We start from the raw sequence: 21,895 nt of genomic DNA, 5'->3' as shown, positions 1-21,895 counted from the left end.
GCGGACAGGAACTCATCGGCCCATCGCTCGCCCGAGCCGCCCTGCCGAGCGTCGAGCTGATGGACCTGTACGGTGATCCGGCGGCCCCGGGGCGACTGCAGGCGGCACTGCCCCGACGGTCCTTAGGATTCGATCCGGTCCGAACCGAGCTCCACCTCGGACGCCCTGATGTCCGTCTTCCCGCCGAACAGCGCCGCCACATCGTCCTTGCCGAGCGCCCCCCAGCACGCCCGGTCGTCCGTGAACGGCCCCGTCCCCGTCTGCCAGGCCACTCCCGCGCCGCCGAGCACGGCCCCGGCCACGGCGGCGGCCAGCGCGGGCCGCAGCCGGCCGCGCGTCAGCCGCCGCCAGTGCCACCAGGGCCAGTGGGGTGCGGGGACGGCGTCCATGCCGGTGTCAGTGTGGGTGCCGGTGTCGGTGTCATTCATCGTTCGGATCCCCCAGATGCGACGGGCGCGACGGGCGGGCAACCGAGCCGCCCCGTCACGGCGTTGGTGAAGGCGGTGAAGTACGGCGTCGTCTCGCCCGCGAGCTCGTCCACCATCAGCAGGGTCACGGGTCGCCCCGCGCAGTCGGCCCGTACGACCTTGTAGGCGTCGGCGAAGACCCCGGAACCGCGCCAGCCGCTCGCGGGCGCTCCGCTGCCCGTCGTACCGTCGAAGAGCGCGGCCAGCCTGGGCTGGGCGACCATCAGGGCGTCGAAGTACCGGCCCCCGCCCATCTCGCGCCGTACCGCACAGGACTGGAGATCCGAGGTGACCGCGCCGACCTGGTATTCGAGGGTCTTGCTCGTCTCCCGGTCGAACTCCAGGCCCTTGATGCGGCACGCGCCCGAGTAGAGGCTGCTCTCGTCGCCCTCCGGAAGCATGAGTACGGGCGAGGAGACCCGCAGCGGCTTCGCGGGGGCGCAACCCGCCGCCTCCATACCCCGGTTGGCGGCGGAGACGAGCAGTCCGGCCACGGAACGGACACCGCCGAGCCCCGCCTTGGACTTCATGGAGCCGCCCTTGCTCCATGAAGTCCGCGCGTCGGAGTCGAGCGTGACCGCCGTCGGCCGGCCGTCGCGGGTGTCGCACCGTTCGGGCAGTACGAGCAGACCGCGACCGCCGTCGGTGGCCCCGGGCAGCCCGTCGGGCAGGGGTACGGCACGACCGCCGAGGTACGCGCCGATCCACTCCATGCGCTCCGCGGCGTCCTTGGGCGCCGGGCCATAGGTGAGTGTGATCTCGGCGTTCCGGGAGGTCTCGTCGCCGTCGCGGCCCGTGGAGCTGGAGCGGAGTGCGACCTCGCACCGGCCGGTCGGCCGTTGCGGGGTCGGTGCGGTCTCCTCGGAGGTACGAGCGCCCTCGTCTTCGCCGGCGACAGGCGTGTCGCTCAGGAACCCGGGCCCGCTGTTCGTCTCCCAGGAGCCCCAGCAGTAACGGTCCTCTCGGCTGAACGGCCAGCTGTCCGTGGCCCACGTACCGAGCGCCGCGGCCAGCAGCACGGTGGCAGCGCCCACCAGCACGCCCCCGCGCCGGGTCCGTACGAACCCCTTCAGCCGGCTCGCCCGGCCCTGACCGCGATCGGCCTGATCGGCTCCGTCCGCCATGTCATCCCCCTGTCCCCGTAAGGCTCTTGATCGTATCGAGAGCGTTCGAGCGGGTCGGAGCGGGTCCCGTCGGGTCCGAGCAGGTGTTCATGTAGTCCACCGGGACGGGTGGCGGCGGCCGCCGCCCTGGACGACGACCCGTGGGAACTCCCCGCGGCGCCCTACGCGGAGGCCGCGACCGCGTGCGACCTCCTCGTCTCCCTGCTCCCGGCGCGCGCCGGCGGCGGTCTCGAACCACTGCTCTCCCCCACGGGCACGCCACAGCCGACCGTGCACGCCCTCGCGGTGGAGTCCGGTGATCTGGACGCGCTGTGGGAGGTCCTCACCCGGCTGCACCGCGCCCTCGACGACGAGCCGGGCACGGAGGGGCTCCTGGATCTCGTCGGACAGGCCGGCGCCGAGTGGGGCGACCCGCCGCGCTCACCGCGCTGTCTGATCTCCCAGCTCGAACGCGTGGTGGCGGTCCTGGAGTTGGACACCTTCGCGGTACGGACGCTGGCGGTCGTCATGACCGACGGGCGGGCGGGGACGACGAGGGCGCTGGACGAGACGGGGCAGACCGCCTACGAGGCCGTCACCGCCGCCTGGTCCACCACGCTCCAGTCCTGACCGCGGGCGCGGTGCGAGGGCTTGTCGCCGCGTGGCCGGCCCTCCCGCGGCCGGCCGGTGCCGGGGGCTCTACGAGGGCAGATGGCCCTGGAGCGCGCGGACGAGCCCGCTCCTGGCGTCGTCGGCCAGCCCCCGGTCGTACGCCCTCTCGTAAGCGGGGTCGCCCGCCGCCTCGCGTGCCCGCCGCTCCCACTCCTCGCGGAGCGCGCCGAGTTCGGGGGAGCCGCGATGGGGGTGGCCGATCATGCGCCAGTACGCGTGTCCCGTGCCGTACGTACGGGCCGCCTCCACACCGTCGCCCTGGACCGCGATCGCTCCGGCGAGCAGATCGAGACCGAGAGCGATCCCGAGGCTGTCGCGCAGCTCGTACTTGCCCGCGAGCATCGCGCGCGCATGGCTCTCGGCATCGCGCGGACGGCCCTGCAAGAGGTGTATGAAGGCGAGTTGGTGGTCGGCGTAGGCGCGCGCCCAGCGCTCTCCGTAGCGGAGGCTGAGCCGTTGCAGCCCGGCGGCCTCTTCGCGCGCGTCATCGAGCCGGCCGAGCGCGGTGAGCGCGAAGAGCCTTATCACCCGGCAGCGCAGCTGCGACGGGGCGTCGAGCGGGTCGCCCGGCAGATTGCGCAGCGCGCGGTCGCAGACGGTGTGCGCGGCGAGGGGGCGGCCCATCATCAGGCAGTTGAAGCCGACGAGGTGGGCCGCGGAGAGCAGGGATTCCGGATCGCGGTCGTGCCAGGCGGAGACGCTGCACTCCTCGCCGACCCGGCGGGCGGCCTCATGGTCGCCCTGGAGCGCGAGGGTGATGCCGAGGGCCCAGAGAGCACGGGTGCGGTGCTGTCCTCCGGCGGGGTGGAGGCGCAGCGCGCGTTCCAGACAGCCGCGCGCCTGGTGGAGGTGGCCGCAGCAGCTCCAGAAGAGTCCGGTGCGGCCCGCCATCTCCACGCCCTGTTCGGGGTCGTGTTCGAGGAGGTGGTCGATGGCCGCGCACAGATCGGCGTGGGTTTCGGCGATGCGCCGGTACCAGGCGACCTGTTCCGGACCGAGCCAGCCGGCGTGGGCCCGGCGCGCGAGGCCGGCGAAGTGGGCCGCGTGCCGGTCGGCGAGGAGCCGCTCCTCGCCGAGCTCGCCCAGCCACAGGGCGCCGTATTCGCGGATCGTGTCCAGCATGCGATAACGGCCGTCGTCGCCACCGTCCCTGCGCAGGACGGATTTGGCGACGAGTCCGGCCAGGGCGGTGGTGACCGCGTCGGGGGTCAGGGGGCCGCCGGTGCAGACGGCGCGCGCGTCGTCCGGTTCGATGTCGCCGCGGAAGACCGAGAGCCTGGCCCACAGCAGACGTTCCAGCGGCGCGCAGAGCTCGTGGCTCCACCCGATCGCCGTACGCAGCGCGCGGTGGCGGCGGGGCCAGACATTGTCATCGGTCAGCACATCCAGCCGACTGGTCAGCAGGTCCGCGACCTGCTCGACGGAATGATCCGCCAGCCGGGCACAGGCCAGTTCGACCGCCAGCGGAATGCCTTCGAGGCGGTGACAGATCCGGACCGCCGCCGCGGCCGTGCCCGGGTCGTCCAGCGACATCTGGGGCGCGGTACGGGCCGCCCGGTCGCGGAAGAGCCGCAGCGCCTCGTCGTCGCCCTCCAGGGGCAGCGGCAGTACGTCGAGGCAGTGCTCACCCCGCGCCCCGAGCGGCTGGCGGCTCGTGGCCAGCACGGTCAGCCCTGGTGCGGCGGTCAGCAGTTCACCGACCAGATGCCCGACCGCCGCCACCGTGCGTTCGCAGCAGTCCAGCACCAGCAGCAACCGCCGCTCCGCCAGCCACTCGCACAACGCCTCCACCGGCGACCGCAACGAATGATCCGACAGCCCGACGGCATCACACACCGTCCCCAGCAGCAGCCTCTCGTCATACAACGGCGACAGATCCGCCCACCACACCCCATCCGGGAACAAGCCGTCCGCCCGCTCCGCAGCACGCAGCGCCAGCCGGCTCTTGCCCACGCCACCGCTGCCCGTGAGCGTGACCAACTGGTGCTCCGCGATTGCCCGTTCGATCCAGTCCAGCTCGCTGTTTCGGCCAACGAAACTGGTCGTCACGACGGGAAGGTTGCCCACCACGGCTATATCCTGGCCCTGTTGCGGTCAACGGCCTACACCCCTGGTCGGAAACGGCCAGAATCGGCCGGGAGTGGACCCAGAACAATCAACCATCCACACGGTTCGGACACGAGTGGGCAATTCCGGTGATCCAAGGGCAGCGAGCCGACGCGGACAGCAGTACGGTCACTCAACGGCACGGTCACCGGTCCGGGCACGGTCAGCGGTACGAGCACGGTCAAGTGCCGCGTTCGCCACAGCCCGCATGCGAAGTGGCGTCCACCCCCGCAGGCTGGAGGAAGGCGAAGAGCCGGGGAGACGAACGAGGTGGAGCATGGGACAGCCACTCGGCCGGCGGGCGCTGCTGCTGGGAGCAGGCGGGCTGCTGATGGGAGTGGCGGGGTGCTCGGGTTCCCCGTCCGCGCCCGCGTCCGCCTCGGCGTCCCGGTCCGGTTCGCCCGCGCCGTCCTCCTCGTTGCCGGCGACCACGCCCTGGCGGCCCGACCGGGACGATATCGACCCCGCCGTGAAGCTGCGTGCCGTACAGGTCGTGGAGGCGATCGGCGCCTGGGCCCCCGGCCAGGGCGGTGCGGCGGCGGCGAAGAAGCGGGTGGCCGCGCTCGGGGCGGCGCCGTCGCTGGTGGATCAGGCGGGGCCGCTGCTGCCCGGCGCGCCCGAGGCCGCCCTCCAGGTGATCGACGCGCAGTACGGCGGGATCCTGGCGGACTCGGCCAGCGTGCTGGTGGTGTGCCGGCAGTGGACCCCGGGGCACGCCGGCGGCACGACCGTCGACGTACGGCTGAGCCGGGCGCAACCACGCTGGGACGTGACCGCGCTGCACCCGGCGCGCCCCGGCGCCGCCGCCGCTTCGCTGCCCGACGCCGCGCGCCGGGTCCTGGCCGAGTCACGGATCCTGCTGCCTCCCGCCGCCGAGGCGGACATCCGCAGCGGGAACGTCCATCCGAGCGTGCTGCGAGCCCTGCTGCGGCTGGCCGGTACGTACCGGATGTACGTGAGTGTGGTGCGCTCCGGCCATCCGCTGAATGTGTTCGGCACCAGCCGGCCCAGTGACCATCTGCGCGGCCGGGCGTTCGACGTCTGGCAGATCGACGGACACCGGGTCGTCGATCCGGCCACCTCGCGCCGGCTGGTCGAGTCGTTCATGCGGGACGCGGCGGCGGCCGGCTCGTACAACGTCGGCGGACCGGTCCGGCTCTCCGGAGGCGCGCCCGGTCAGTTCTTCACCGACAACACCCATCACGACCATGTGCACGCGGGGTTCACGACCTGACGCCGCCGCGCCCCCACCCTCTGGTACCGCTGGGCACTCGCGCTCAGGGGAAGGGGAGGGTACGGGCGAACAGGGTGACGAGGATCAGCACGACCGGGAAGCACACCAGGAACATCGCGAAGGTGTAGCCCATGATGTCGCGTGCCTTGAGCCCGAGGATCGTCAGCGTGGGCAGCATCCAGAACGGCTGGAGCAGATTGGCGCTCGCCTCGCCGAGGTCGTACACCACGACCACCCAGCCCTGGTTCACCTGGAGTTGGTTGGCCGCGTCCAGGACGTAGGGCGCCTCGATGACCCACTTGCTGCCGCCGCTGGGGACGAAGACACCGAGCACACAGCTGTAGATGGCGATGAGGGCCGGGTAGAAGAACTCGTTCGACACCGACACCAGCCAGCCGGCGATGGTCTTGCTCAGCCCGGTGAAGGCGATCATCCCGAAGATCCCGCCGTACAGCGGGAATTGGAGCAGTACGCCCGAAGCCGCCGGTGTCCCCTCCTTGACCGCCTGGGCCAGCCGCACCGGACGCCAGTGCAGGATGAGCGCCAGCAGGATGAGGATGAGGTTGACGGTGTTCAGATCCAGGGCGTTGAGGGCGCTGCCCTCCGCGCGGGCGAAGTGCCGTGCCAGGTACCAGACTCCGAGCGCGAAGAGCAGGATCGCGAAGACGGGGCTGTACTCGATCCACTCCCCCGGTCGGCCTCGGCGCAGCTCGGCACGTCCCTCCGCCACACTGGGACCCAGCTCGACGCCCATCTCCTCGGCGGTCTTCGCGCGCTCCGGTGACGGTGACAGGAACCACGCCATACCGACGGCGACGACGAACACGATCGCCGTGGCCGCCATGCCCTGCCAGAGGAAGATGGTGTCCGTGAGGGGGATGAGACCGCTGCCGCGCCCCTCCTCGATGACCTTCTGCACGGCGGGCGGGCTCGACGCGGCGCTGGCCACCTGGAGCGCCGCGGACCCGGACAGACCCTGGGCCCATACGGTGCCGAGTCCGAGGAAGGCCATCGCGCCCAGCGCCCGGTAGTCGACGCCCGGGACCCTGCGTGCGATCTCCTTGGCGAGGATCGCCGTGAAGATCAGACTGAAGGCCCAGTTCAGATAGGACGTCACCATCGCGACGGCCGCGGTGTACGCGATGGCGCCGCGCGGGGTACGGGGCACCCGCGCGAGCCGGCCGATCAGCCGCCCGACCGGCGGTGAGACCGCGACCGCGTACCCGGCGATAATGATCATCGCCATCTGGAGCGTGAAGGTGATCAGGGACCAGAAGCCCTGGCCCCACGCGTCCACCAGTCCGTACCCGGTCGTCGCCGCCGGATCCGACGGGGCGCCGAACAGATCCTCGCCGGTCACGAGCCCGAGCGCGAAGACCGCGAACGTACCCACCAGCACGAAGCCCAGCGCGTCGGGCAGCCATCTCTCGGAGAACGCGGTGAAGCGCAGCGCCATGCGCGCCGGCCAGGGCTCCTTGCCGGTCGGTGGGGCCGGCTCCCGCGGGGGCGCTGTGGTCATCGGGTGTCCTCCTGTAGAGCGTCCTGGCTGCCGCGGTCCGGGGACCCGTGTCCGTGGATCGCCGGACCGCGAGTCCAGGTGTGCGGTGCCGAGGATCTTCGGCCGCTCCTGGCCGGAAGACAATGGAGGTGATCCACATAGCGCGCGACCACATCATGTGGTGACTCGACTTCCGGTAGGTCCGTGAGGATCAGTACGGTGACCACACGCAGGGACCCGGACGCGAGGCGCCGGTCGACGCGACGATTGACGCGTTTTGTCGTAACACTTACCGTTGCGACTATCGGGGGTGCGGAAGGTACGGGTGGAAGGCACGGGAGGGTACGGGAGGTGAAGAACGAGTGAGCGCGAACAGCAGGCTGACGATCGCGGCCCACGCACTGACCTGGATAGAACTCCACCGGCGCCAGGGGCACGAGATCGCCACCTCGGAGCAGATCGCGGGAAGCGTGAACACCAACCCCGTGGTCATCCGACGCCTGCTCGGAGAGCTGCGCGAGGCCGGGATCGTCGAATCGCGGCGTGGTGCGGGCGCGGGCTGGACCCTGGCGCGCGGGCTCGAAGCCATCACACTGCTGGACGTCTACGACGCCGTGGAGCCCAGCCCCCTGTTCGCCATGCACCGCGCCGAACCGAACCTGGACTGTCCGGTGGGTTTCGGGATCCGGCCGACGATGCAGAGCGTGTACGACGGAATCGATGTCGTCCTGCGCGATGAACTGGCTCGCACCACGCTGGCCGATGTCCTCCAGAACGTGCTGGCCGCGCGCTAGGACTGGCGTTTTCGGCGCGTCGTACCGCGAGTGCGTGCGTATATCGTTTTTCGCACTCTTTAATGTAACAAAACTCATTACCTCAGGGATGGATGTCATGGGACAGCTGGAAAACAAGGTGGCCCTCGTGACCGGCGGCTCGACGGGCATCGGGTTCGCCACCGCACGCCGGTTCACCGAAGAAGGCGCCACCGTCTATCTGACCGGACGGCGCAAGCCCGAACTGGACGCCGCCGTGGAAGCCATTGGGGAACGGGCCGTCGGCGTACAGAGCGATGTGTCGAACCTGCGGGATCTCGACACCCTCTTCGAGACGATCGGGACCCGCAGCGGGCGCCTGGACGTCGTGGTCGCCAACGCGGGCGGCGGCGGACTCGCACGGCTCGGGAAGATCACCGAGGAGCACTACGCCACGACCTTCGACATCAACGTCAAAGGGCTCATCTTCACCGTCCAGAAAGCCCTGCCGCTGCTGCCCGACGGCGCGTCCGTGATCGTGCTCTCCTCCACCAACGCCTCGCTGGGCGTCGAGGCGATGAGCGTCTACAGCGCCACCAAGGCCGCCATCCGCAACCTCGCCCGCACCTGGGCCGCGGAGCTCGCCGGCCGCGGGATCCGTGTCAACGCCATCGCCCCGGGGCCGATCGAGACCCCCGGCATCGAGGGCCTGGCGGGCGACAACGCGCAGGTCCGGCAGAAGCTCAAGGACAGCTTCACGGCCCAGAACCCGCTGGGCAGGATGGGCCGCCCGGACGAGGTCGCCGCCATGGCCGTCTTCCTCGCCTCGGACCAGAGCTCCTTCACCACCGGCGCGGAGCTCTTCGTCGACGGAGGCCTCGCCCAGATCTGACCGTCAGGAAGCGTTCGAGAGCCGGTCGGGCCATTCGGTCATCAGCGCCGCCTCGGCTGCGCTGAGAGCCGAGCCCTGTGCCCCCTGGCCAACGGCGTGAGGGGCGAGGAGGTCGTCCAGGCCGATGCGGGTGAGGAATTCGGCGCGGATACGGTCGGCGACCTCGCTGACCTCTTCGGAGCCGTCGTTCGCGGGGTCGACATGGACCCGGAAGGGGCGGCTGCCGTGCGGTGTGTCGACCACCTCGACGATGGCGTCGGCCACCTGCGACACATCGGCGTCGGCAGGGGCGAGCGCGGCCAGGCGCTCGGAGACCTGGTCCATCAGACCGGCGTAGCGGGCCTCGTAGGCGGGCACGACAGTCTGCTCGGAGGGATGGCCCCCGGTGACGAAGTGATTGGTGCCCGAGGTGAAGGAACCCGGCACGACAATGGAGGTCTCGATGTTGAAGCGGGCCAGCTCGGCGGCGTAGGAGACCGCGAGGGAGTCCATGGCCGCCTTCGCGGCGAAGTACGGCGCGAGATAGGGCGGGGTGCCGCCGCGCGTGGACGTGGAGCCGATCCAGAGGACCAATCCGTGCCGCTGGGCCCGGAGATGAGGCAGCACGGCCCGGTTGACACGCTGGGTCCCCAGCACATTCGTGTCGTAGACGGCCACCAGTTCCTCGGGCGTGAAGGCCTCGGTGGGGCCGGTCACCATATGGCCGGCGTTGTGGATGACCACGTCGAGCGAACCGGCCTCGGCCAGAACGGTGTTGACCGCCGCGTCGACGGACTCCTGCGAGAGCACATCGAGTTCCACGGTGCGCAGGTCCACGTGGTGCTCGGCCGCGTATGCCTCGGCCTCGGCGACCCGGCCCGCGTTGCGGCCGGTTGTGTTGCGCATCGCGGCGTAGACGGAGTGGCCGGACCGGGCGAGGGCGCGGGCGGCCAGCGCTCCGAATCCGGACCCGGCGCCCGTGATCACGATGGTCTTGCCCATGACGGAACTCCTCAGTTGGTTGATGGGGTGCTGGGGTGCGGCAGCGGCGGAAGAAGCCGCTGGAGAGGCGGGGAAGGGGCGCGCCCGGGAAACGGAGTGCCGAACGGGCCCTGCACCGTCAGACGATGCCGCCATTGGCACGCAGCACCTGCCCGTTGACCCAGCGAGCGGGACCGGCGAGGAAGGAGACGACCTCGGCGATGTCCTGCGGGGTGCCCAGCCGCTCCAGGGGTGCCTGGGCGGCCATCTTCGCGATGGTCTGCTCGTCCTTGCCGTCCAGGAACAGCGCGGTAGCGGTCGGTCCGGGGGCCACGGCGTTGACGGTGATGTCCCGGCCGCGCAGCTCCCGGGCGAGGATCAGTGTGATGGCCTCGACCGCGCCCTTGGTGGCGGCGTAGCCGCTGTAGCCGGGGAGTGCCAGCGCCAGGACGGAGCTGGAGAAGTTGATGATCGCCCCGCCCGCCCGGAGCCTGCGCGCGGCCTGCTGGTCGACGACGAACGTCCCGCGGATGTTCGTGCGGTGCATACGGTCGAGGGCGTCCAGGTCGATCTCGGCCAGCGGCGCCAGCGTCATGACGCCCGCCGCGTGCACGACCACGTCGATCCCGCCGTACGCGTCCTCCGCCGCGTCGAAGAGCGCCGCTACGGCCGTCTCGTCGGCCACGTCCGCGCGGAACGCCATCGCCTGCCCGCCGGCGGCGGTGATGGCGGCGACCGCCGCCTCGGCCTCGGTGTTGTTGCCGGCGTAGTTGAGGACGACGGCGAATCCGTCGGCGGACAGCCGCTCGGCGCTCTCGCGGCCGATGCCGCGGGATCCTCCGGTGACGATCGCTACCCGACGCGGAGAAACGGTCTGCTCGGTCATGGCACTGCTCCTTGTCTCGACCGGGTAGCGCTGCTCGCAACCCGACAAGAGCAACGCTAACACTTTTCGGTTAGCGACGGTATCGATCGTCCGTAGCGTCGCTCGTCCGTAGCGTCGCTACGAGGAGCCCCCTTCCGGGCCTCGCACATGCCTCGCCGCAGTTACCACGACGCCCGCGGACGGACGGGGTCGGCGACGGCGCGCGACACGTCGAGCGGGCCTCCGGCTCGATGCGAATGTCGCGGCCATTCGTGTGACTGAGAAGCGATTGTGTGACCGGTCCGTTCCGCCAGGGAATGCATGGGCTCCGGGCACCGACTCGCGTGCCCGTCCAGCGACCGGTCCGACGTCGACCCGTGTGCGGTCCGGACCGGGCGAAGGGAGCAACGCAGATGATCGCTGTGCGACGCATAGCCGCCGCCACGATGCTGGCGGCACTGGCCGGCCTATCCGCGCCTTCCGCGTACGCGGCGGCCCCGGCCACCGATGACGCGCCATTCCTGAAGGCGATTCACCAGGGCAACCTGGCGGAGATCGCGGCCGGACGGAGCGCACGCAAGAACGCCAAGGCGGCATGCGTGAAGTCGGCCGGCGCCACGCTGGTGCGCGACCACAGCAAGCTGGACGTCGGCGTCAAGGCGTTGGCGAGCACACTGCACGTCACACTGTCGCCCTCGCCCTCCTCCGTGCAGGAGAAGGCGATGACCGCCATGCAGGCCAACGTGGGTACGAGCGCGTACGACACCAACTGGCTGACCACCGAGACCAGGACCCGCGAGGAGACGCTGGCCCTGATCGACCGCGAAACCGCCACCGGAGGCAACGCCGAGGTCAAGTCGGCTGCCCGGGCGGCACGCCCCGTAGTGGCGAAGCACCTGGAACTGATCCGTGCCTGCGAGGCACGCATCAAACGGTCTTGATCCCCGCGGGGACCGGCGGAACGGCCGGAGACCGTGGGCGGCCTCGGGGACTCGGTCGCCCACCGCGACATACGGCAAGGGCCGCAGGGCAGTCGACGACAGCCCTGCGGCCTTCTGCCGGCGGGTACCTCACCGTCGGGCGCTCTTCCAACTGGCCCAGGCCAGGGTGGCGAGCACCGCGGTGATGGCGATGTCGCCGATCCCGAGCGACGTACCGGATCCGGCTCTCTCGTTCAGTGAGGCGATGGTTCCGACGGCGAGGGCTGCGAAGAGGATGGCCAGGACGGTCCAGAACGCTTTCATCGCGGCCCCCAGGTGTGGAACATGAACGCCAACCTAGCGGCCGACCCGCACCAGGGGCGGGGTTTCGTACGATCTCGGCAGGGTTCCGTCCTCCCGGCGCGGCGGAGGGACGGTGAACCTCCGGCCTCCGCCTCGGCCTCGGCCTCCGCCTCTGCCTCTGCCTCGGCCTCGGCCTGGGGGAATCCTCGTACGGCACGGTTGTTGCACCAGGTGTGAGTATCGCAGCGACTGTTCCCTTCTCCGTGCTGGACCGCTCCCGTATCCGGGAGGGGTCGGACGGCCCTCAGGCGCTGCGCGACAGCGTGGCGTTCGGACGGCGGATCGAGGCCCTCGGCTATCACCGCTTCTGGGTCTCCGAGCACCACAGCGTGCCGGGCGTCGCCGGCTCGGCTCCGACCGTACTCGCGGCAGCCGTCGCCGCCGCCACGTCGACGATCCGCGTCGGAACCGGCGGTGTGATGCTGCCGAACCACCAACCCCTCGTCGTCGCCGAGCAGTTCGGGGTGCTGGAATCCCTCTTTCCCGGCCGTATCGACATGGGTCTCGGGCGGTCGGTGGGGTTCACCGACGGGATACGCAAGGCACTCGGCCGGGACAAACAGGACGCGGCCGACTTCCCCGGGCAGCTCGCCGAACTCCTCGGATACTTCACCGGCACCCAGACCGCGCACCCCCAGGTCCACGCCCACCCCGCCGAGGGGCTGCGGGTCCCCGTCTTCGTCCTGGCCACCGGGCAGGGCGCGCGGGTCGCGGCGGAGGCCGGGCTGCCGCTGGTCATCGCCGCCGTACGGGGTGAGGACGCGATGCTCCGGGCCATCGAGGAGTACCGCGGCGGCTTCCGCTCCTCCGCCTGGGGCGAGCGGCCGTACGTCGTCCTGTCCGGCACAGTCGCGGTGGCGGAGACGACGCGGGAGGCTCGCTCGCTGCTGCTCCCGGAGGCCTGGTCGACGGCGTACTCCCGCACCCACGGGGAGTTCCCGCCGCTGGCCTCGGTCGACAGGATTCTCGCCACCCCCATGACGGAGCGCGAGCGCACACTGTTCGAGGAGGCGCGGCGCGGGCAGTTGTACGGCACGGAGGACGAGGTGGCGGCCGGTCTCCAGAAGCTGCTGGCGCGCAGCGAGGCCGACGAATTCCTGGTCACGACCAGCACCTACGACCGCGAGGCGCTGCTCGACTCGTACGCCCGGCTGGCGCGGCTGCTGGGGCTGACCGGCCCGCGGACCCCCTCCCCGGCCCCTGCGTCAGCGCCCGTGACGCCGATGTCGCGGAGCACGCCGATGGGCTAGCGGCTCCGTACCTCGCCGAGGCCGAGGCCGCTCCCCGCGCACGGGCATACCCCACTCGGTGTCGTACGTGCACGGTGCCAAGGCGCGATGAAGTGCTGCTCTCCTCCGACTCTTCGGGGGTGGCTTTCCACCGCTGGTACTGGGCGGGCAGACACACCGCGCACGGCCGGTATCCCGCGGCGATGGCGGTGGCCTCGTCGGCGAAGAAGACCCGGTACCGCAGGTAGTGGCCGCGGGCTATCGCACGGAGCGCCGAGGGGCAGTCCAGGCGCCCGTACAGCTTTCCGCGCCGGTGTCCGCCGAGCGTGCCCGGCGTACTACTCCGATACGGCATGTTGTCCGGGCCGCAGAGCGTGTACATGCGCCGGTCAGCGGTCCGGGCTGTCATTTCGCGTCGTGGAAGACGAGGCCGAGGGTGTGCCGCCGGCCGGAGCGGACGGTGCTCACTCCGTGCCGCATGGGGCCCGTGGACCAGCCGCGCTTGGAGGCGACGGGCCGGTCGCGGGTGGTGAAGATCAGCCCGTGGCCCTGGGGCAGGGTCGTGGACGATCCGCGGGACTGCGCGCGCGGGCGCTGCTCGGTCATGATGAACTCACCGCCGCTGTAGTCGACTCCGGGCACATCCAGACCGATGACGACCTGGAGGGGGAAGACGGCCTCGCCGAACACGTCGCGGTGCAGGGCGTTCCAGTCCCCGGCGCCGTACCGCAGCAGGATCTGCGCGGACTTGGACTGGCCGGCTTCATGACAGCGCGCGAGCCACTCCTCCAGTGTGTCCGGCCACGGGGACGGCCGGCCGAGTTTGGCGGCCCAGTCACGAGCGATGGGCAGCAGGCGCGGATAGAACGCCTGCCGCAACTCTCTTACGGGCTCCGGTAGTTCGTGGGTGAAGTAGCGGTACTGGCCGGAGCCGAAGCGGTGGCGGGCCATGTCGATGGTGGTGCGGAAGCGCTCGGCCTCGTCGTACAAGGCGACGATCGAGGCACACTCGTCAGGCGTGAGCAGCCTGCCGGTCAGGGTGCTGCCGTACGCGTTGACCTCGCCGGTGAGCGCCTCCCAGTCCGCGGTGTCGACCCGGGCGGCGAGCGTGGGTTCAAGGTGGGTGGTGTGGATCACGGTGCTCTCCCGGGCGGTGGACGTCGCAGGGCCACTGTGGCGTTGCGCGCGTGGCCCCGCGACCGCTGTGAGCCGCTCATGCGGCGTGGTGGATGTCGGATGTTTCGAGGTCCAGCAGTTGTCGCTTGCGCTCCAGGCCGCCGGCGTAGCCCTTGAGGGTGCTGTCCGCTCCGGGGGGGGTGGCGGGGGCCTGCGGACCGGGTCAGCGGGCGTTGTGGAAGATGACACCGAGTGTGTTGCGCTGCCCGGATTCGACGGCGTTCGTGCCGTGGCGCATGGGGTGGCGGCGGTAGCCGTTCTTGCCCGGGATGGGACGGTGCCGGACGGGAAAGATCATGCCCTGCCCGAGTTCCGGCTTGACGACGATCGCCTTGGACTGAAAGCGCGGACGCTGTTCGACGAAGACGTTCTCGCCGCCGGTGAAGTCCTCGCCGGGCCGGTTGAGCATGATGGCGATCTGCAGGGGGAAGACGACATCGCCGTAGATGTCCTGGTGCAGGCAGGCGTAGTCGCCCTCGCCGTAGTTGAGGATCAGCGGAGTGGGGCGGTGCTGTCCGTTGGCCGCGCACTCCTCGGTCAGCTCTTCGAGCGTCTCCGGGAAGGCGCGCTCGCCGAGCATCGGGGCCCACTGGTTGGCGATCCACGCCAGCGGCGGGTACAGCTTCTCGCGCAGCGCCCGCACGAGCGGTGGCAGTGGGTTGGCGTAGTACTTGTAGGTGCCACGGCCGAAGTTGTACCGCTGCATCACCACAACCGACCGGAACATCGCCGCGTCGTCGAAGGTGCCGATGATCTGCCGGCACTGCGCGTGCGAGAGCAGCGGTGGGGTCAGCGCGACACCGTTCTCGTTCAACTCTTCATAGAGCGCTGGCCAGTTCAGCTCGGCGAGCGCGGGCAGGTCCTTGTCGTACGGCACATGCGGGGTGTGCGGGATGTGCGGTACGTCCCCGGTGGCGGGGGCGTCGCCGAACAGCTGGGCGGGGTGGTTCATGGTGTGCTTCCTTGCGGTGATGCCGGCCGGTGCCGGGGGGGGCCGGGGCCGGGAGCCCGTGCGGACCCGCTCGTTGATCAATGGTGAGCTGCCCCGAGCGGGAAAGCTGGCGCTCATCGGACATCGCGCTCCGACTCCGTGCCGACCGGTCGACACCGTGATGGAGAGCTGTGCCCACAACCGGCACCGCTCGGTTATCGCCAGGCAGTGGCCTCGGTGGCATGCACGCAGTAGGTCTCATAGGTACTTTTGCCGCCAGGTTTCGGAATCGCGCAGGCTGTTACCTGGAACTCGCCATCCGGAGTGGCGACCATGTTGGTGAACTTATCGTCGTCATATTCGATCTCTGCGGTTCGTTCGGTACCGCCGGCGACCTTCACCGTGACCAGGTCCCCAGGGTTGCCCCGCTGAATCCTCCCCCAAACCGCCTTGCAATCCTCGCTGTAACGGATCTGAAGCAGGGCAGGGTTATTGGCCTCGGGCTTGAACGTGCGGGCGTCCTCGCCACAGCCTTGATTCTGAGGATTCTTGCCCTCACACGCTTCGCCGGGACAGGTCGGCTCATCGAGGAGGGCCTTCATCCAATGATCCCCAAGCGGGGTCAGGAAAGCAGCCGCAAGCGCACCTGCGATGACGCCTACCAAGGCTAACGCCGCCGCGTTGCGATTCAGATTGAGCCTGCGGCGCCAGCCGGGAGCGGGCGGTGCGGGCTCGGGAGGCGCGGCCGAGCTGCCCTCGGTGTCACTCGTAGCCATGGATTCACGTTCTTTGCCCCTTCCCATGGCGTCAAGGAGCGGAGTGGGAGCAAAGGGAGCATTCAAGTGCGTTCACGTGCGCCCCTGAACAAGGAAGTGAGAGACGCCGGCCACAACCCACCGGGCCGGCCGGCCCGCCGCGCGCCGCAGCCGGAGATCGTCATGCGACACCACAAGACCGCGGGGGGTCGCGATCCGCTGCTCCGGCGCAGCCGCCTGGTGAGAGACCAGAAGGCAGACCATCGCGCGGCGTTGAGAGTCCGGTGGCCCCGTGCGTCGACTTCGCTTCGCGGGCGCCTACGCCATCCGGCATCGGCACATCGTGAATCCGCGTCGGCCGCACCCATTGACCCCGCCGGGTTCACCAGCCTAGCCTCCATTCCCATACATGGACGCCATCTGCATATAGGGACGGGATTCATGACACGGTTCTGCGCGGAGGTCGAAGGCGTTGCCCAGCGGCTGCGTGACGGCATGGCGCGTGGGGTGCTGGCCTTCCCCCTCACGAGCTTCCGGGATGACGGCAGCCTCGACCTGGAGTCGTACCGGGCGTACCTGACCGCCCAGTTGGCCACGGCACCGGGCGCGGTGTTCCCCGCTTGCGGAACCGGGGAGTTCGGCGCGCTGGACGAGGACGAGTACCGCGCGGTCGTCACGGCCACGGTCGAGGTGTCCGACGGCCGGCTGCCGGTCGTCGCGGGCATCGGTTACGGCTGGGCGCAGGCGCTGCGATTCGCACGGATCGCGGAAGAGGCGGGCGCGGACGCCGCGTTGGTGCTGCCCCACTACCTGGTCGAGGCACCGCAGGACGGTCTGGTGGAGCAGTTGCGCCGGATCGCCGCCGGCACCCGGCTGCCGCTGATCGCGTACCAGCGCGGCCAGGTCGCCTTCACCACCGGCAGCCTGCGCCGGATCGCGGAAATCCCCACCGTCATCGGACTCAAGGACGGGCACAGCGACCTCGACCGTCTCCAGCGCCTCACGCTCGCGGCACCCGACGGCTTTCTCTTCTTCAACGGCGCCGCCACCGCCGAGATCCAGGCCCGTGCCTATGGCACGGTGGGTGTTCCCGCCTACTCCTCGGCCGTCCATGCCTTCGCGCCCGAAATCGCGAACGCCTTCTTCACCGCTCTGCGAGACGGGGACGGAGTGGGTGTCGACAAGTTCCTGCGGGACTTCTACGTCCCGCTGGTCGAACTGCGCGACAGGGTGCCGGGCTATGCCATCTCGTTGGTCAAGGCCGCCGCCCGGCTGCGCGGCCTCCCGGTCGGTCCGGTACGCGCCCCGCTCACCGACCCCGACCCGGACGAACTCGCCGAGCTGACGCGGGTGCTGGACGACGGCCTGAACCTGGTGGGGACCGTACGACGACCGGGCTGACGCGCCCGCGAGCGCAGGATCGCCGCCCACCACCCGCCCGTATCGCCTCGCACCAGTGTCCTGTGCCCTGCCGCTCCTCCACGCCCTCCGACGGTCCCGCGGACCCTCCGGCTACTCGACCCACAGTTCAAAGGGGAACTGACATGCCTCTGCTCGTAGTCGGAATCAGCGTTCTGATTCTGCTCTTCCTCATGACCAAGCTGAGAGTGAACGGCTTCGCCGCCCTCCTGCTCGTCGCGGTCGGGGTCGGGCTGGTCCAGGGGATTCCGGTGGCGGAGATCCCGGACATCCTCTCGGACGGCATCGGTGGCCAGATCGGTGACACGATGCTCACCATCGGGCTCGGTGCCATGGTCGGCCGCGTCATGGGGGATTCCGGCGCCGCACAGCGCATAGCCGGCAAGCTCCTCGACGCCTTCGGCCCACGATGGGTCCAGGTGGCCATGGTGGTGACGGCGATGCTCATCGGCGTCACCATGTTCTACGAGGTCGCCTTCGTCATCATCGTGCCCGTCGCGTTCACCATCGTCCGGGTCACCGGGGCGAACCTGCTGTGGGTCGGGCTGCCGATGTCGATCGCCCTGTCCACCATGCACAGCTTCCTCCCGCCCCACCCCGGCCCCACCGCCGTGGCCGCGGCCTTCCACGCCTCCGTCGGACTGACGTTGTTCTACGGCCTTTTCATCGCCGTCCCGATCGGTGCGCTCATCGCCCTGGTGTGGCCGCGTCTTCCCTTCGTCAGGGCGATGAACCCCTCCATCCCCAAGGGCCTGGTCAGCGAGCGCGTGTTCGCCGACGAGGAGATGCCCGGCATGGCCTGGTCGCTGTCCGTGGCCCTCTTCCCCGTGGTGCTGATCGCGGGCGCCGCGGTGACCGACATGGCCGTATCCGGTTCGAACCCGTTCCTGCACTTCGTCGCCTTCATCGGATCAGCGCCGATCGCGCTCCTGCTGACCCTGCTCCTGGCGATCTGGGCGTTCGGACCGCGGATCGGCCGCAGCCTGGCGGACGTCAGCGCGTCCTGCACCTCGGCGGCGCAGGCGATGGCGATGATCCTCCTGGTGATCGGCGCCGGCGGCGCCTTCAAGCAAGTCCTCGTCGACGGCGGGATCTCCGACTACATCAAGGACCTCACCCACGGCTGGCCCGTCTCGCCGATCATCCTCGCGTGGCTCATCGCGGTCATCCTCCGAGTGGCTCTCGGGTCGGCGACGGTCGCCGTCGTCACGGCCTCCGGCGTGGTGCTGCCGCTTCTGGCGGGCAGCGGGGTCCACCCCGAGCTCATGGTCCTTGCCGTCTCCTGCGGGTCGATCGCCTTCTCCCACGTCAACGACCCCGGATTCTGGATGTTCAAGGAGTACTTCAACCTCTCGGTGATCGACGCGATCAAAGCCCGCACCACCTACACGACGGTGCTCGCGATCCTCGGTCTGGGCGGCGTCCTGGTGGTCGAGTGGGCCCTCAACGTCCTCAACCTCTGAAGCCTCCAAAACCTCTGAGCCCGCTGATCCCCTCTCAACAGAACGCATCCTGACGAGAATCGGAGCCACCACCCCCATGCCACTGACAGCCACCCCGGCGAACAGCCGCCGCACACCCGGGGGTACCCGGTCATGAGCCTGCCGACCGTCACCGCATTCTCCGTCTACCCGGTCGCCGGCCGGGACAGCATGGAGCTCAACCTCTCCGGCGCACACGGCCCCTACTTCACCCGTAACGTGGTGGTCCTCAAGGACTCCGAGGGACGTACGGGGCTGGGGGAAGTACCGGGCGGAGAGAAGATCACCCAGACGCTGCGTGATGCCGAGCCCCTTGTCGTCGGCGCGAAGGTCGGCGACTACAAGCGCGTCCTGCGCGAGATCGGGGACCGGTTCGCCGGCCGCGACTCCGGCGGACGGGGCGACCAGACCTTCGACCTGCGTACCACCGTCCACGCCGTCACCGCCGTCGAGTCGGCGCTGCTCGACCTCCTGGGGCAGCACCTCGACGTCCCCGTCGCGGCACTCCTGGGCGACGGGCAGCAGCGCGACTCCGTCCGGGTCCTCGGCTACCTGTTCTACGTCGGTGACCCCGACCGCACCGACCTGGAGTACGTCCGTGATCCCGACTCCGCCGTGGACTGGTACCGGATCCGGCACGAAGAGGCCCTGTCGCCCGAGGCGATCGTCCGTCAGGCCGAGGCCGCCTACGACCTGTACGGCTTCCGCGACTTCAAGCTCAAGGGCGGCGTCCTGGAGGGCGGCGAGGAGGTCAAGGCCGTACGCGCGCTCAAGGACCGCTTCCCCCAAGCCCGTATCACCCTCGACCCCAACGGCGCGTGGTCGCTGCGCGAGGCAGTCGAGCTGTGCCGGCCCCTGATCGGTACGCTCGCGTACGCCGAGGACCCCTGCGGAGCCGAGGGCGGCTACTCCGGACGCGAGATCCTGGCCGAGTTCCGGCGCGCCACCGGCCTCCCCACGGCGACCAACATGATCGCCACCGACTGGCGGCAGATGACCCACGCCCTGGCCCTCCAGTCGGTATCCATCCCGCTGGCCGACCCGCACTTCTGGACCATGCAGGGCTCGGTGCGCGTGGCTCAGCTGTGCAATGCGATGGGCCTGACCTGGGGATGCCACTCGAACAACCACTTCGACATCTCCCTGGCCATGGTGACCCACTGCGGAGCGGCGGCCCCGGGCGAGTACAACGCCCTGGACACGCACTGGATCTGGCAAGAAGGCCGGGAGCGGCTGACCACCGCCCCGCCCCGCATCATCGACGGCGAGATCGCCGTACCCGACGCCCCCGGTCTGGGAGTCCGGATCGATATGGACCGCCTCCTCGCGGCACACGACTTGTACCGGGAGAAGGCACTGGGGGCGCGTGACGACGCCATCGGGATGCGCTACCTCGTCCCCGACTGGAAGTTCGACAGCAAACGCCCCTGCCTTGTGCGCTACTGAACGTGATCGGGCGATGTCGGGCTGTTCGCGGCTGGTCCCCAGTTGGTCCCCAGAACTCTGGTCCCCAGAACTACGGAAAAGGCGGTACCGGATGTCTCCGATACCGCCTACGACCCGCGAAAACGCTGGTCGGGACGACAGGATTTGAACCTGCGACCCCTTGACCCCCAGCAACGCGCTCGGCACCGCGTTGAAGACCTGAACAGCCACACCCCGCTGTACTGCGCCGTACAACGCAGTCAAAGCATGTACCGCACGCTACACGGCCGCCAGAGTCACCATGGCGCAGGCCGAGGACGTTACGCCTCCATCGAGTGACCCGAAGCGCGGTCAGGCGTCCTTGAGCGCGTCGGGACGACGCCGACCATTACCTCCCTGCGCCCGCATACGCGCGCAGGGTCTCCGGCGCCATCGCCTCCATTCAACACGAAAAGCGTCACGAAGGAGATCACGCCACATCTTGCTGAGGTCGAGGCGGATGTGCACACCGGACGAGGTTATTGAACGTGCTCCACTTTGCATGGCGAGTTATTGAACGCGTTCGACCTCTCCTTCCTCGTGCACCTCTGTAAGCCCTTCGTAAGTCGATGACCTGCGCGGATAAATTATCGGCACCCGCAGGAACAGTCATGCCGGATCGGAGGCCGGGAGCCCCTTTGCGCGGCCACGAAGAAGGTAACGGGGCCCCCGCAGAGAACGAACGGGTCAGGAAAAGGAGATGACGAACGGGCACTCCGGACCGTGATGATCCCCCCGGGCCTCGTAGCCCGCGATGTAGGCATCCGCACGGCCGACGTGGATGATGTTGCCGTCGACGGTGCAGCGATCGCCCGCGCGGAGCAGGTCCCACAGCGGATCGGTGTCCTCGATCGGATAGAGGGACTTGGCTCCGGAGTAGGTGATGGTGACCGTGCCGTCGTTCTGGTGGACGGTCTCCCCCTCGAAGCCGTACATCCGAAGCTCGGAGACACACAGCAGCGGCTTGGCTATGGCCTGCTCGATCGCCTTGGCGTAGCTCGGGAGTTCGGTGCGGATGACCTCGTGGAGGCGGTCGGCGAACTTCATGGTGGCGGAGCAGGAGTAGGAGCAGGGCATGTACGGGACCAGGCCGTACAGCGTGTGCCGGAGGTGGGGGTTGCACAAGGGGGGACCTTGACCCCGGATTTTGGACACCGGAGAGACTTGGATCTTGATGGTCCAGGAGAACGGAGTCCCTGTGGGGATGAAGCACTATCCCGCCGAGTTCAAGGCGGACGCGGTCGCGTTGTACCGGTCGAGGCCGGGAGCGACAATCAAGTCGGTCGCCGCTGATCTCGGGGTGAACACCGAGACGCTGAGGAACTGGATCCGAGCCGCGGACGGGCGCCAGCCCGGCGCTCACTCCGCACCGCCGACCGCTGCCCGAACCGAAGGCAACGACGTTCAGGCGGAGCTGACCGCAGCACGCAAGAGGATCCGCGAACTCGAGGAAGAACGCGACATCCTCCGTAAGGCGGCCCGGTATTTCGCGACGGAGACGCGCTGGTGAGGACCCGTAATTTAACTACTGCTTGAGTTGATCTCGTCGTGGTGCTCGATCAGGCGCTTCAGGGCTTCGAGTGTGCGGGGAGGGTGGGTCCTGTGGAA

21 protein-coding genes are annotated in these 21,895 nt (G+C 69.7%); 10 read left to right on the top strand and 11 right to left on the bottom strand.

Translation table 11 applies throughout. From position 1 onward, the window contains the following. Positions 1 to 122 precede the first annotated feature (122 nt). Both IF11_RS40160 and IF11_RS0115650 read right to left on the bottom strand, forming a co-directional pair. A complete protein-coding gene (locus IF11_RS40160; RefSeq protein WP_051745955.1) occupies positions 123 to 428 on the bottom strand; it encodes a hypothetical protein in 306 nt (101 codons plus the stop codon). After that, complete coding sequence (locus tag IF11_RS0115650; protein ID WP_078490710.1) at positions 425 to 1,591, bottom strand: hypothetical protein; 1,167 nt, start codon at positions 1,589 to 1,591, stop codon at positions 425 to 427. The genes IF11_RS40160 and IF11_RS0115650 overlap by 4 nt, the downstream gene beginning before the upstream one ends. A 108-nt stretch (positions 1,592 to 1,699) precedes the next feature. On the opposite strand from IF11_RS0115650, the gene IF11_RS0115645 reads away from it, so the two are divergent. Continuing rightward, complete coding sequence (locus tag IF11_RS0115645; RefSeq protein ID WP_030352198.1) at positions 1,700 to 2,200, top strand: hypothetical protein; 501 nt, start codon at positions 1,700 to 1,702, stop codon at positions 2,198 to 2,200. Positions 2,201 to 2,269: 69 nt separating this feature from the next. Here IF11_RS0115645 and IF11_RS0115640 read toward each other — a convergent pair whose 3' ends face one another. Next, a complete protein-coding gene (locus tag IF11_RS0115640; protein ID WP_030352197.1) occupies positions 2,270 to 4,309 on the bottom strand; it encodes an ATP-binding protein in 2,040 nt (679 codons plus the stop codon). A gap of 316 nt (positions 4,310 to 4,625) precedes the next feature. Here IF11_RS0115640 and IF11_RS0115635 point away from each other — a divergent pair, with 316 nt between their 5' ends. Beyond that, positions 4,626 to 5,582: a hypothetical protein gene (locus tag IF11_RS0115635; RefSeq protein ID WP_030352196.1), complete on the top strand. Its 957-nt coding sequence runs from the start codon at positions 4,626 to 4,628 to the stop codon at positions 5,580 to 5,582. Between the two features lie 43 nt (positions 5,583 to 5,625). Here IF11_RS0115635 and IF11_RS0115630 read toward each other — a convergent pair whose 3' ends face one another. Further along, complete coding sequence (locus tag IF11_RS0115630; RefSeq protein ID WP_030352195.1) at positions 5,626 to 7,101, bottom strand: short-chain fatty acid transporter; 1,476 nt, start codon at positions 7,099 to 7,101, stop codon at positions 5,626 to 5,628. A gap of 341 nt (positions 7,102 to 7,442) precedes the next feature. Between IF11_RS0115630 and IF11_RS0115625 the strand changes: the two genes are divergently transcribed. Beyond that, positions 7,443 to 7,874 carry an Rrf2 family transcriptional regulator gene (locus tag IF11_RS0115625; RefSeq protein ID WP_030352194.1) on the top strand — a complete coding sequence of 144 codons (432 nt, stop codon included), beginning with the start codon at positions 7,443 to 7,445 and terminating at the stop codon, positions 7,872 to 7,874. Positions 7,875 to 7,971: 97 nt separating this feature from the next. Continuing rightward, positions 7,972 to 8,724 (top strand): SDR family NAD(P)-dependent oxidoreductase, encoded by a 753-nt coding sequence (locus IF11_RS0115620; RefSeq protein ID WP_030352193.1) that lies wholly within the window; start codon positions 7,972 to 7,974, stop codon positions 8,722 to 8,724. A 3-nt stretch (positions 8,725 to 8,727) separates the two neighbouring features. On the opposite strand, the gene IF11_RS0115615 is transcribed toward IF11_RS0115620, so the two are convergent. Next, on the bottom strand, positions 8,728 to 9,705 hold the full coding sequence (locus IF11_RS0115615; RefSeq protein WP_051745954.1) for an SDR family NAD(P)-dependent oxidoreductase: 978 nt from the start codon (positions 9,703 to 9,705) through the stop codon (positions 8,728 to 8,730). A 118-nt stretch (positions 9,706 to 9,823) separates the two neighbouring features. Beyond that, a complete protein-coding gene (locus tag IF11_RS0115610; protein ID WP_030352191.1) occupies positions 9,824 to 10,570 on the bottom strand; it encodes an SDR family oxidoreductase in 747 nt (248 codons plus the stop codon). 392 nt (positions 10,571 to 10,962) lie between these two features. On the opposite strand from IF11_RS0115610, the gene IF11_RS0115605 reads away from it, so the two are divergent. Next, positions 10,963 to 11,490: a DUF4142 domain-containing protein gene (locus tag IF11_RS0115605; protein WP_051745953.1), complete on the top strand. Its 528-nt coding sequence runs from the start codon at positions 10,963 to 10,965 to the stop codon at positions 11,488 to 11,490. Between the two features lie 129 nt (positions 11,491 to 11,619). Here the strand turns inward: IF11_RS0115605 and IF11_RS40875 are convergent, their stop codons facing one another. After that, positions 11,620 to 11,793, bottom strand: a complete 174-nt coding sequence (locus tag IF11_RS40875; RefSeq protein WP_157848435.1) for a hypothetical protein — start codon at positions 11,791 to 11,793, stop codon at positions 11,620 to 11,622. 212 nt (positions 11,794 to 12,005) lie between these two features. On the opposite strand from IF11_RS40875, the gene IF11_RS0115595 reads away from it, so the two are divergent. After that, positions 12,006 to 13,082, top strand: coding sequence for an LLM class flavin-dependent oxidoreductase (locus IF11_RS0115595; protein WP_051745952.1), 1,077 nt, complete (start codon positions 12,006 to 12,008; stop codon positions 13,080 to 13,082). A 384-nt stretch (positions 13,083 to 13,466) separates the two neighbouring features. Here the strand turns inward: IF11_RS0115595 and IF11_RS0115585 are convergent, their stop codons facing one another. The 3 genes from IF11_RS0115585 to IF11_RS38920 all read right to left on the bottom strand — a co-directional run bounded on the left by IF11_RS0115585 (position 13,467) and on the right by IF11_RS38920 (position 15,944). Continuing rightward, entirely contained in the window at positions 13,467 to 14,198 is a 732-nt protein-coding gene (locus IF11_RS0115585; RefSeq protein ID WP_030352188.1) for a 2OG-Fe(II) oxygenase, read from the bottom strand. 202 nt (positions 14,199 to 14,400) lie between these two features. Then, complete coding sequence (locus tag IF11_RS0115580) at positions 14,401 to 15,189, bottom strand: 2OG-Fe(II) oxygenase (RefSeq protein ID WP_078490708.1); 789 nt, start codon at positions 15,187 to 15,189, stop codon at positions 14,401 to 14,403. 194 nt (positions 15,190 to 15,383) lie between these two features. Beyond that, positions 15,384 to 15,944, bottom strand: coding sequence for a DUF2690 domain-containing protein (locus IF11_RS38920; protein ID WP_078490707.1), 561 nt, complete (start codon positions 15,942 to 15,944; stop codon positions 15,384 to 15,386). Positions 15,945 to 16,364: 420 nt separating this feature from the next. Here IF11_RS38920 and IF11_RS0115570 point away from each other — a divergent pair, with 420 nt between their 5' ends. The 3 genes from IF11_RS0115570 (at position 16,365) to IF11_RS0115560 (ending at position 20,269) form a co-directional block, all read left to right on the top strand. After that, the gene (locus IF11_RS0115570; RefSeq protein WP_030352186.1) at positions 16,365 to 17,324 is read left to right on the top strand and encodes a 5-dehydro-4-deoxyglucarate dehydratase; all 960 of its coding nucleotides are present in this window, start codon (positions 16,365 to 16,367) and stop codon (positions 17,322 to 17,324) included. Positions 17,325 to 17,467: 143 nt separating this feature from the next. Continuing rightward, positions 17,468 to 18,805 carry a gluconate:H+ symporter gene (locus tag IF11_RS0115565; protein WP_030352185.1) on the top strand — a complete coding sequence of 446 codons (1,338 nt, stop codon included), beginning with the start codon at positions 17,468 to 17,470 and terminating at the stop codon, positions 18,803 to 18,805. Between the two features lie 132 nt (positions 18,806 to 18,937). Beyond that, complete coding sequence (locus tag IF11_RS0115560) at positions 18,938 to 20,269, top strand: enolase C-terminal domain-like protein (RefSeq protein WP_030352184.1); 1,332 nt, start codon at positions 18,938 to 18,940, stop codon at positions 20,267 to 20,269. A gap of 705 nt (positions 20,270 to 20,974) precedes the next feature. Here the strand turns inward: IF11_RS0115560 and IF11_RS0115555 are convergent. After that, on the bottom strand, positions 20,975 to 21,412 hold the full coding sequence (locus IF11_RS0115555; protein WP_030352183.1) for a hypothetical protein: 438 nt from the start codon (positions 21,410 to 21,412) through the stop codon (positions 20,975 to 20,977). Positions 21,413 to 21,491: 79 nt separating this feature from the next. On the opposite strand from IF11_RS0115555, the gene IF11_RS0115550 reads away from it, so the two are divergent. After that, positions 21,492 to 21,797, top strand: coding sequence for a transposase (locus tag IF11_RS0115550; RefSeq protein WP_211266751.1), 306 nt, complete (start codon positions 21,492 to 21,494; stop codon positions 21,795 to 21,797). Positions 21,798 to 21,895 lie beyond the last annotated feature (98 nt).

Origin of the sequence: Streptomyces scopuliridis RB72 (assembly GCF_000718095.1) — a bacterium.
GTDB lineage: Bacteria > Actinomycetota > Actinomycetes > Streptomycetales > Streptomycetaceae > Streptomyces > Streptomyces scopuliridis.
The sequence above is the reverse complement of the archived record's forward strand: the minus strand, read 5'-3'. Positions and strand labels throughout refer to the sequence as shown.

Bases quoted from the DNA above. Each gene is read 5' to 3' on its own strand.
- IF11_RS40160 (WP_051745955.1), bottom strand. From the start codon at position 428: ATGAATGACACCGACACCGGCACCCACACTGACACCGGCATGGACGCC.
- IF11_RS0115650 (WP_078490710.1), bottom strand. From the start codon at position 1,591: ATGGCGGACGGAGCCGATCAGGCCGATCGCGGTCAGGGCCGGGCGAGC.
- IF11_RS0115635 (WP_030352196.1), top strand. From the start codon at position 4,626: ATGGGACAGCCACTCGGCCGGCGGGCGCTGCTGCTGGGAGCAGGCGGG.
- IF11_RS0115630 (WP_030352195.1), bottom strand. From the start codon at position 7,101: ATGACCACAGCGCCCCCGCGGGAGCCGGCCCCACCGACCGGCAAGGAG.
- IF11_RS0115620 (WP_030352193.1), top strand. From the start codon at position 7,972: ATGGGACAGCTGGAAAACAAGGTGGCCCTCGTGACCGGCGGCTCGACG.
- IF11_RS0115615 (WP_051745954.1), bottom strand. From the start codon at position 9,705: ATGGGCAAGACCATCGTGATCACGGGCGCCGGGTCCGGATTCGGAGCG.
- IF11_RS0115610 (WP_030352191.1), bottom strand. From the start codon at position 10,570: ATGACCGAGCAGACCGTTTCTCCGCGTCGGGTAGCGATCGTCACCGGA.
- IF11_RS0115605 (WP_051745953.1), top strand. From the start codon at position 10,963: ATGATCGCTGTGCGACGCATAGCCGCCGCCACGATGCTGGCGGCACTG.
- IF11_RS40875 (WP_157848435.1), bottom strand. From the start codon at position 11,793: ATGAAAGCGTTCTGGACCGTCCTGGCCATCCTCTTCGCAGCCCTCGCC.
- IF11_RS0115580 (WP_078490708.1), bottom strand. From the start codon at position 15,189: ATGAACCACCCCGCCCAGCTGTTCGGCGACGCCCCCGCCACCGGGGAC.
- IF11_RS38920 (WP_078490707.1), bottom strand. From the start codon at position 15,944: ATGGCTACGAGTGACACCGAGGGCAGCTCGGCCGCGCCTCCCGAGCCC.
- IF11_RS0115570 (WP_030352186.1), top strand. From the start codon at position 16,365: ATGACACGGTTCTGCGCGGAGGTCGAAGGCGTTGCCCAGCGGCTGCGT.
- IF11_RS0115565 (WP_030352185.1), top strand. From the start codon at position 17,468: ATGCCTCTGCTCGTAGTCGGAATCAGCGTTCTGATTCTGCTCTTCCTC.
- IF11_RS0115560 (WP_030352184.1), top strand. From the start codon at position 18,938: ATGAGCCTGCCGACCGTCACCGCATTCTCCGTCTACCCGGTCGCCGGC.
- IF11_RS0115550 (WP_211266751.1), top strand. From the start codon at position 21,492: ATGAAGCACTATCCCGCCGAGTTCAAGGCGGACGCGGTCGCGTTGTAC.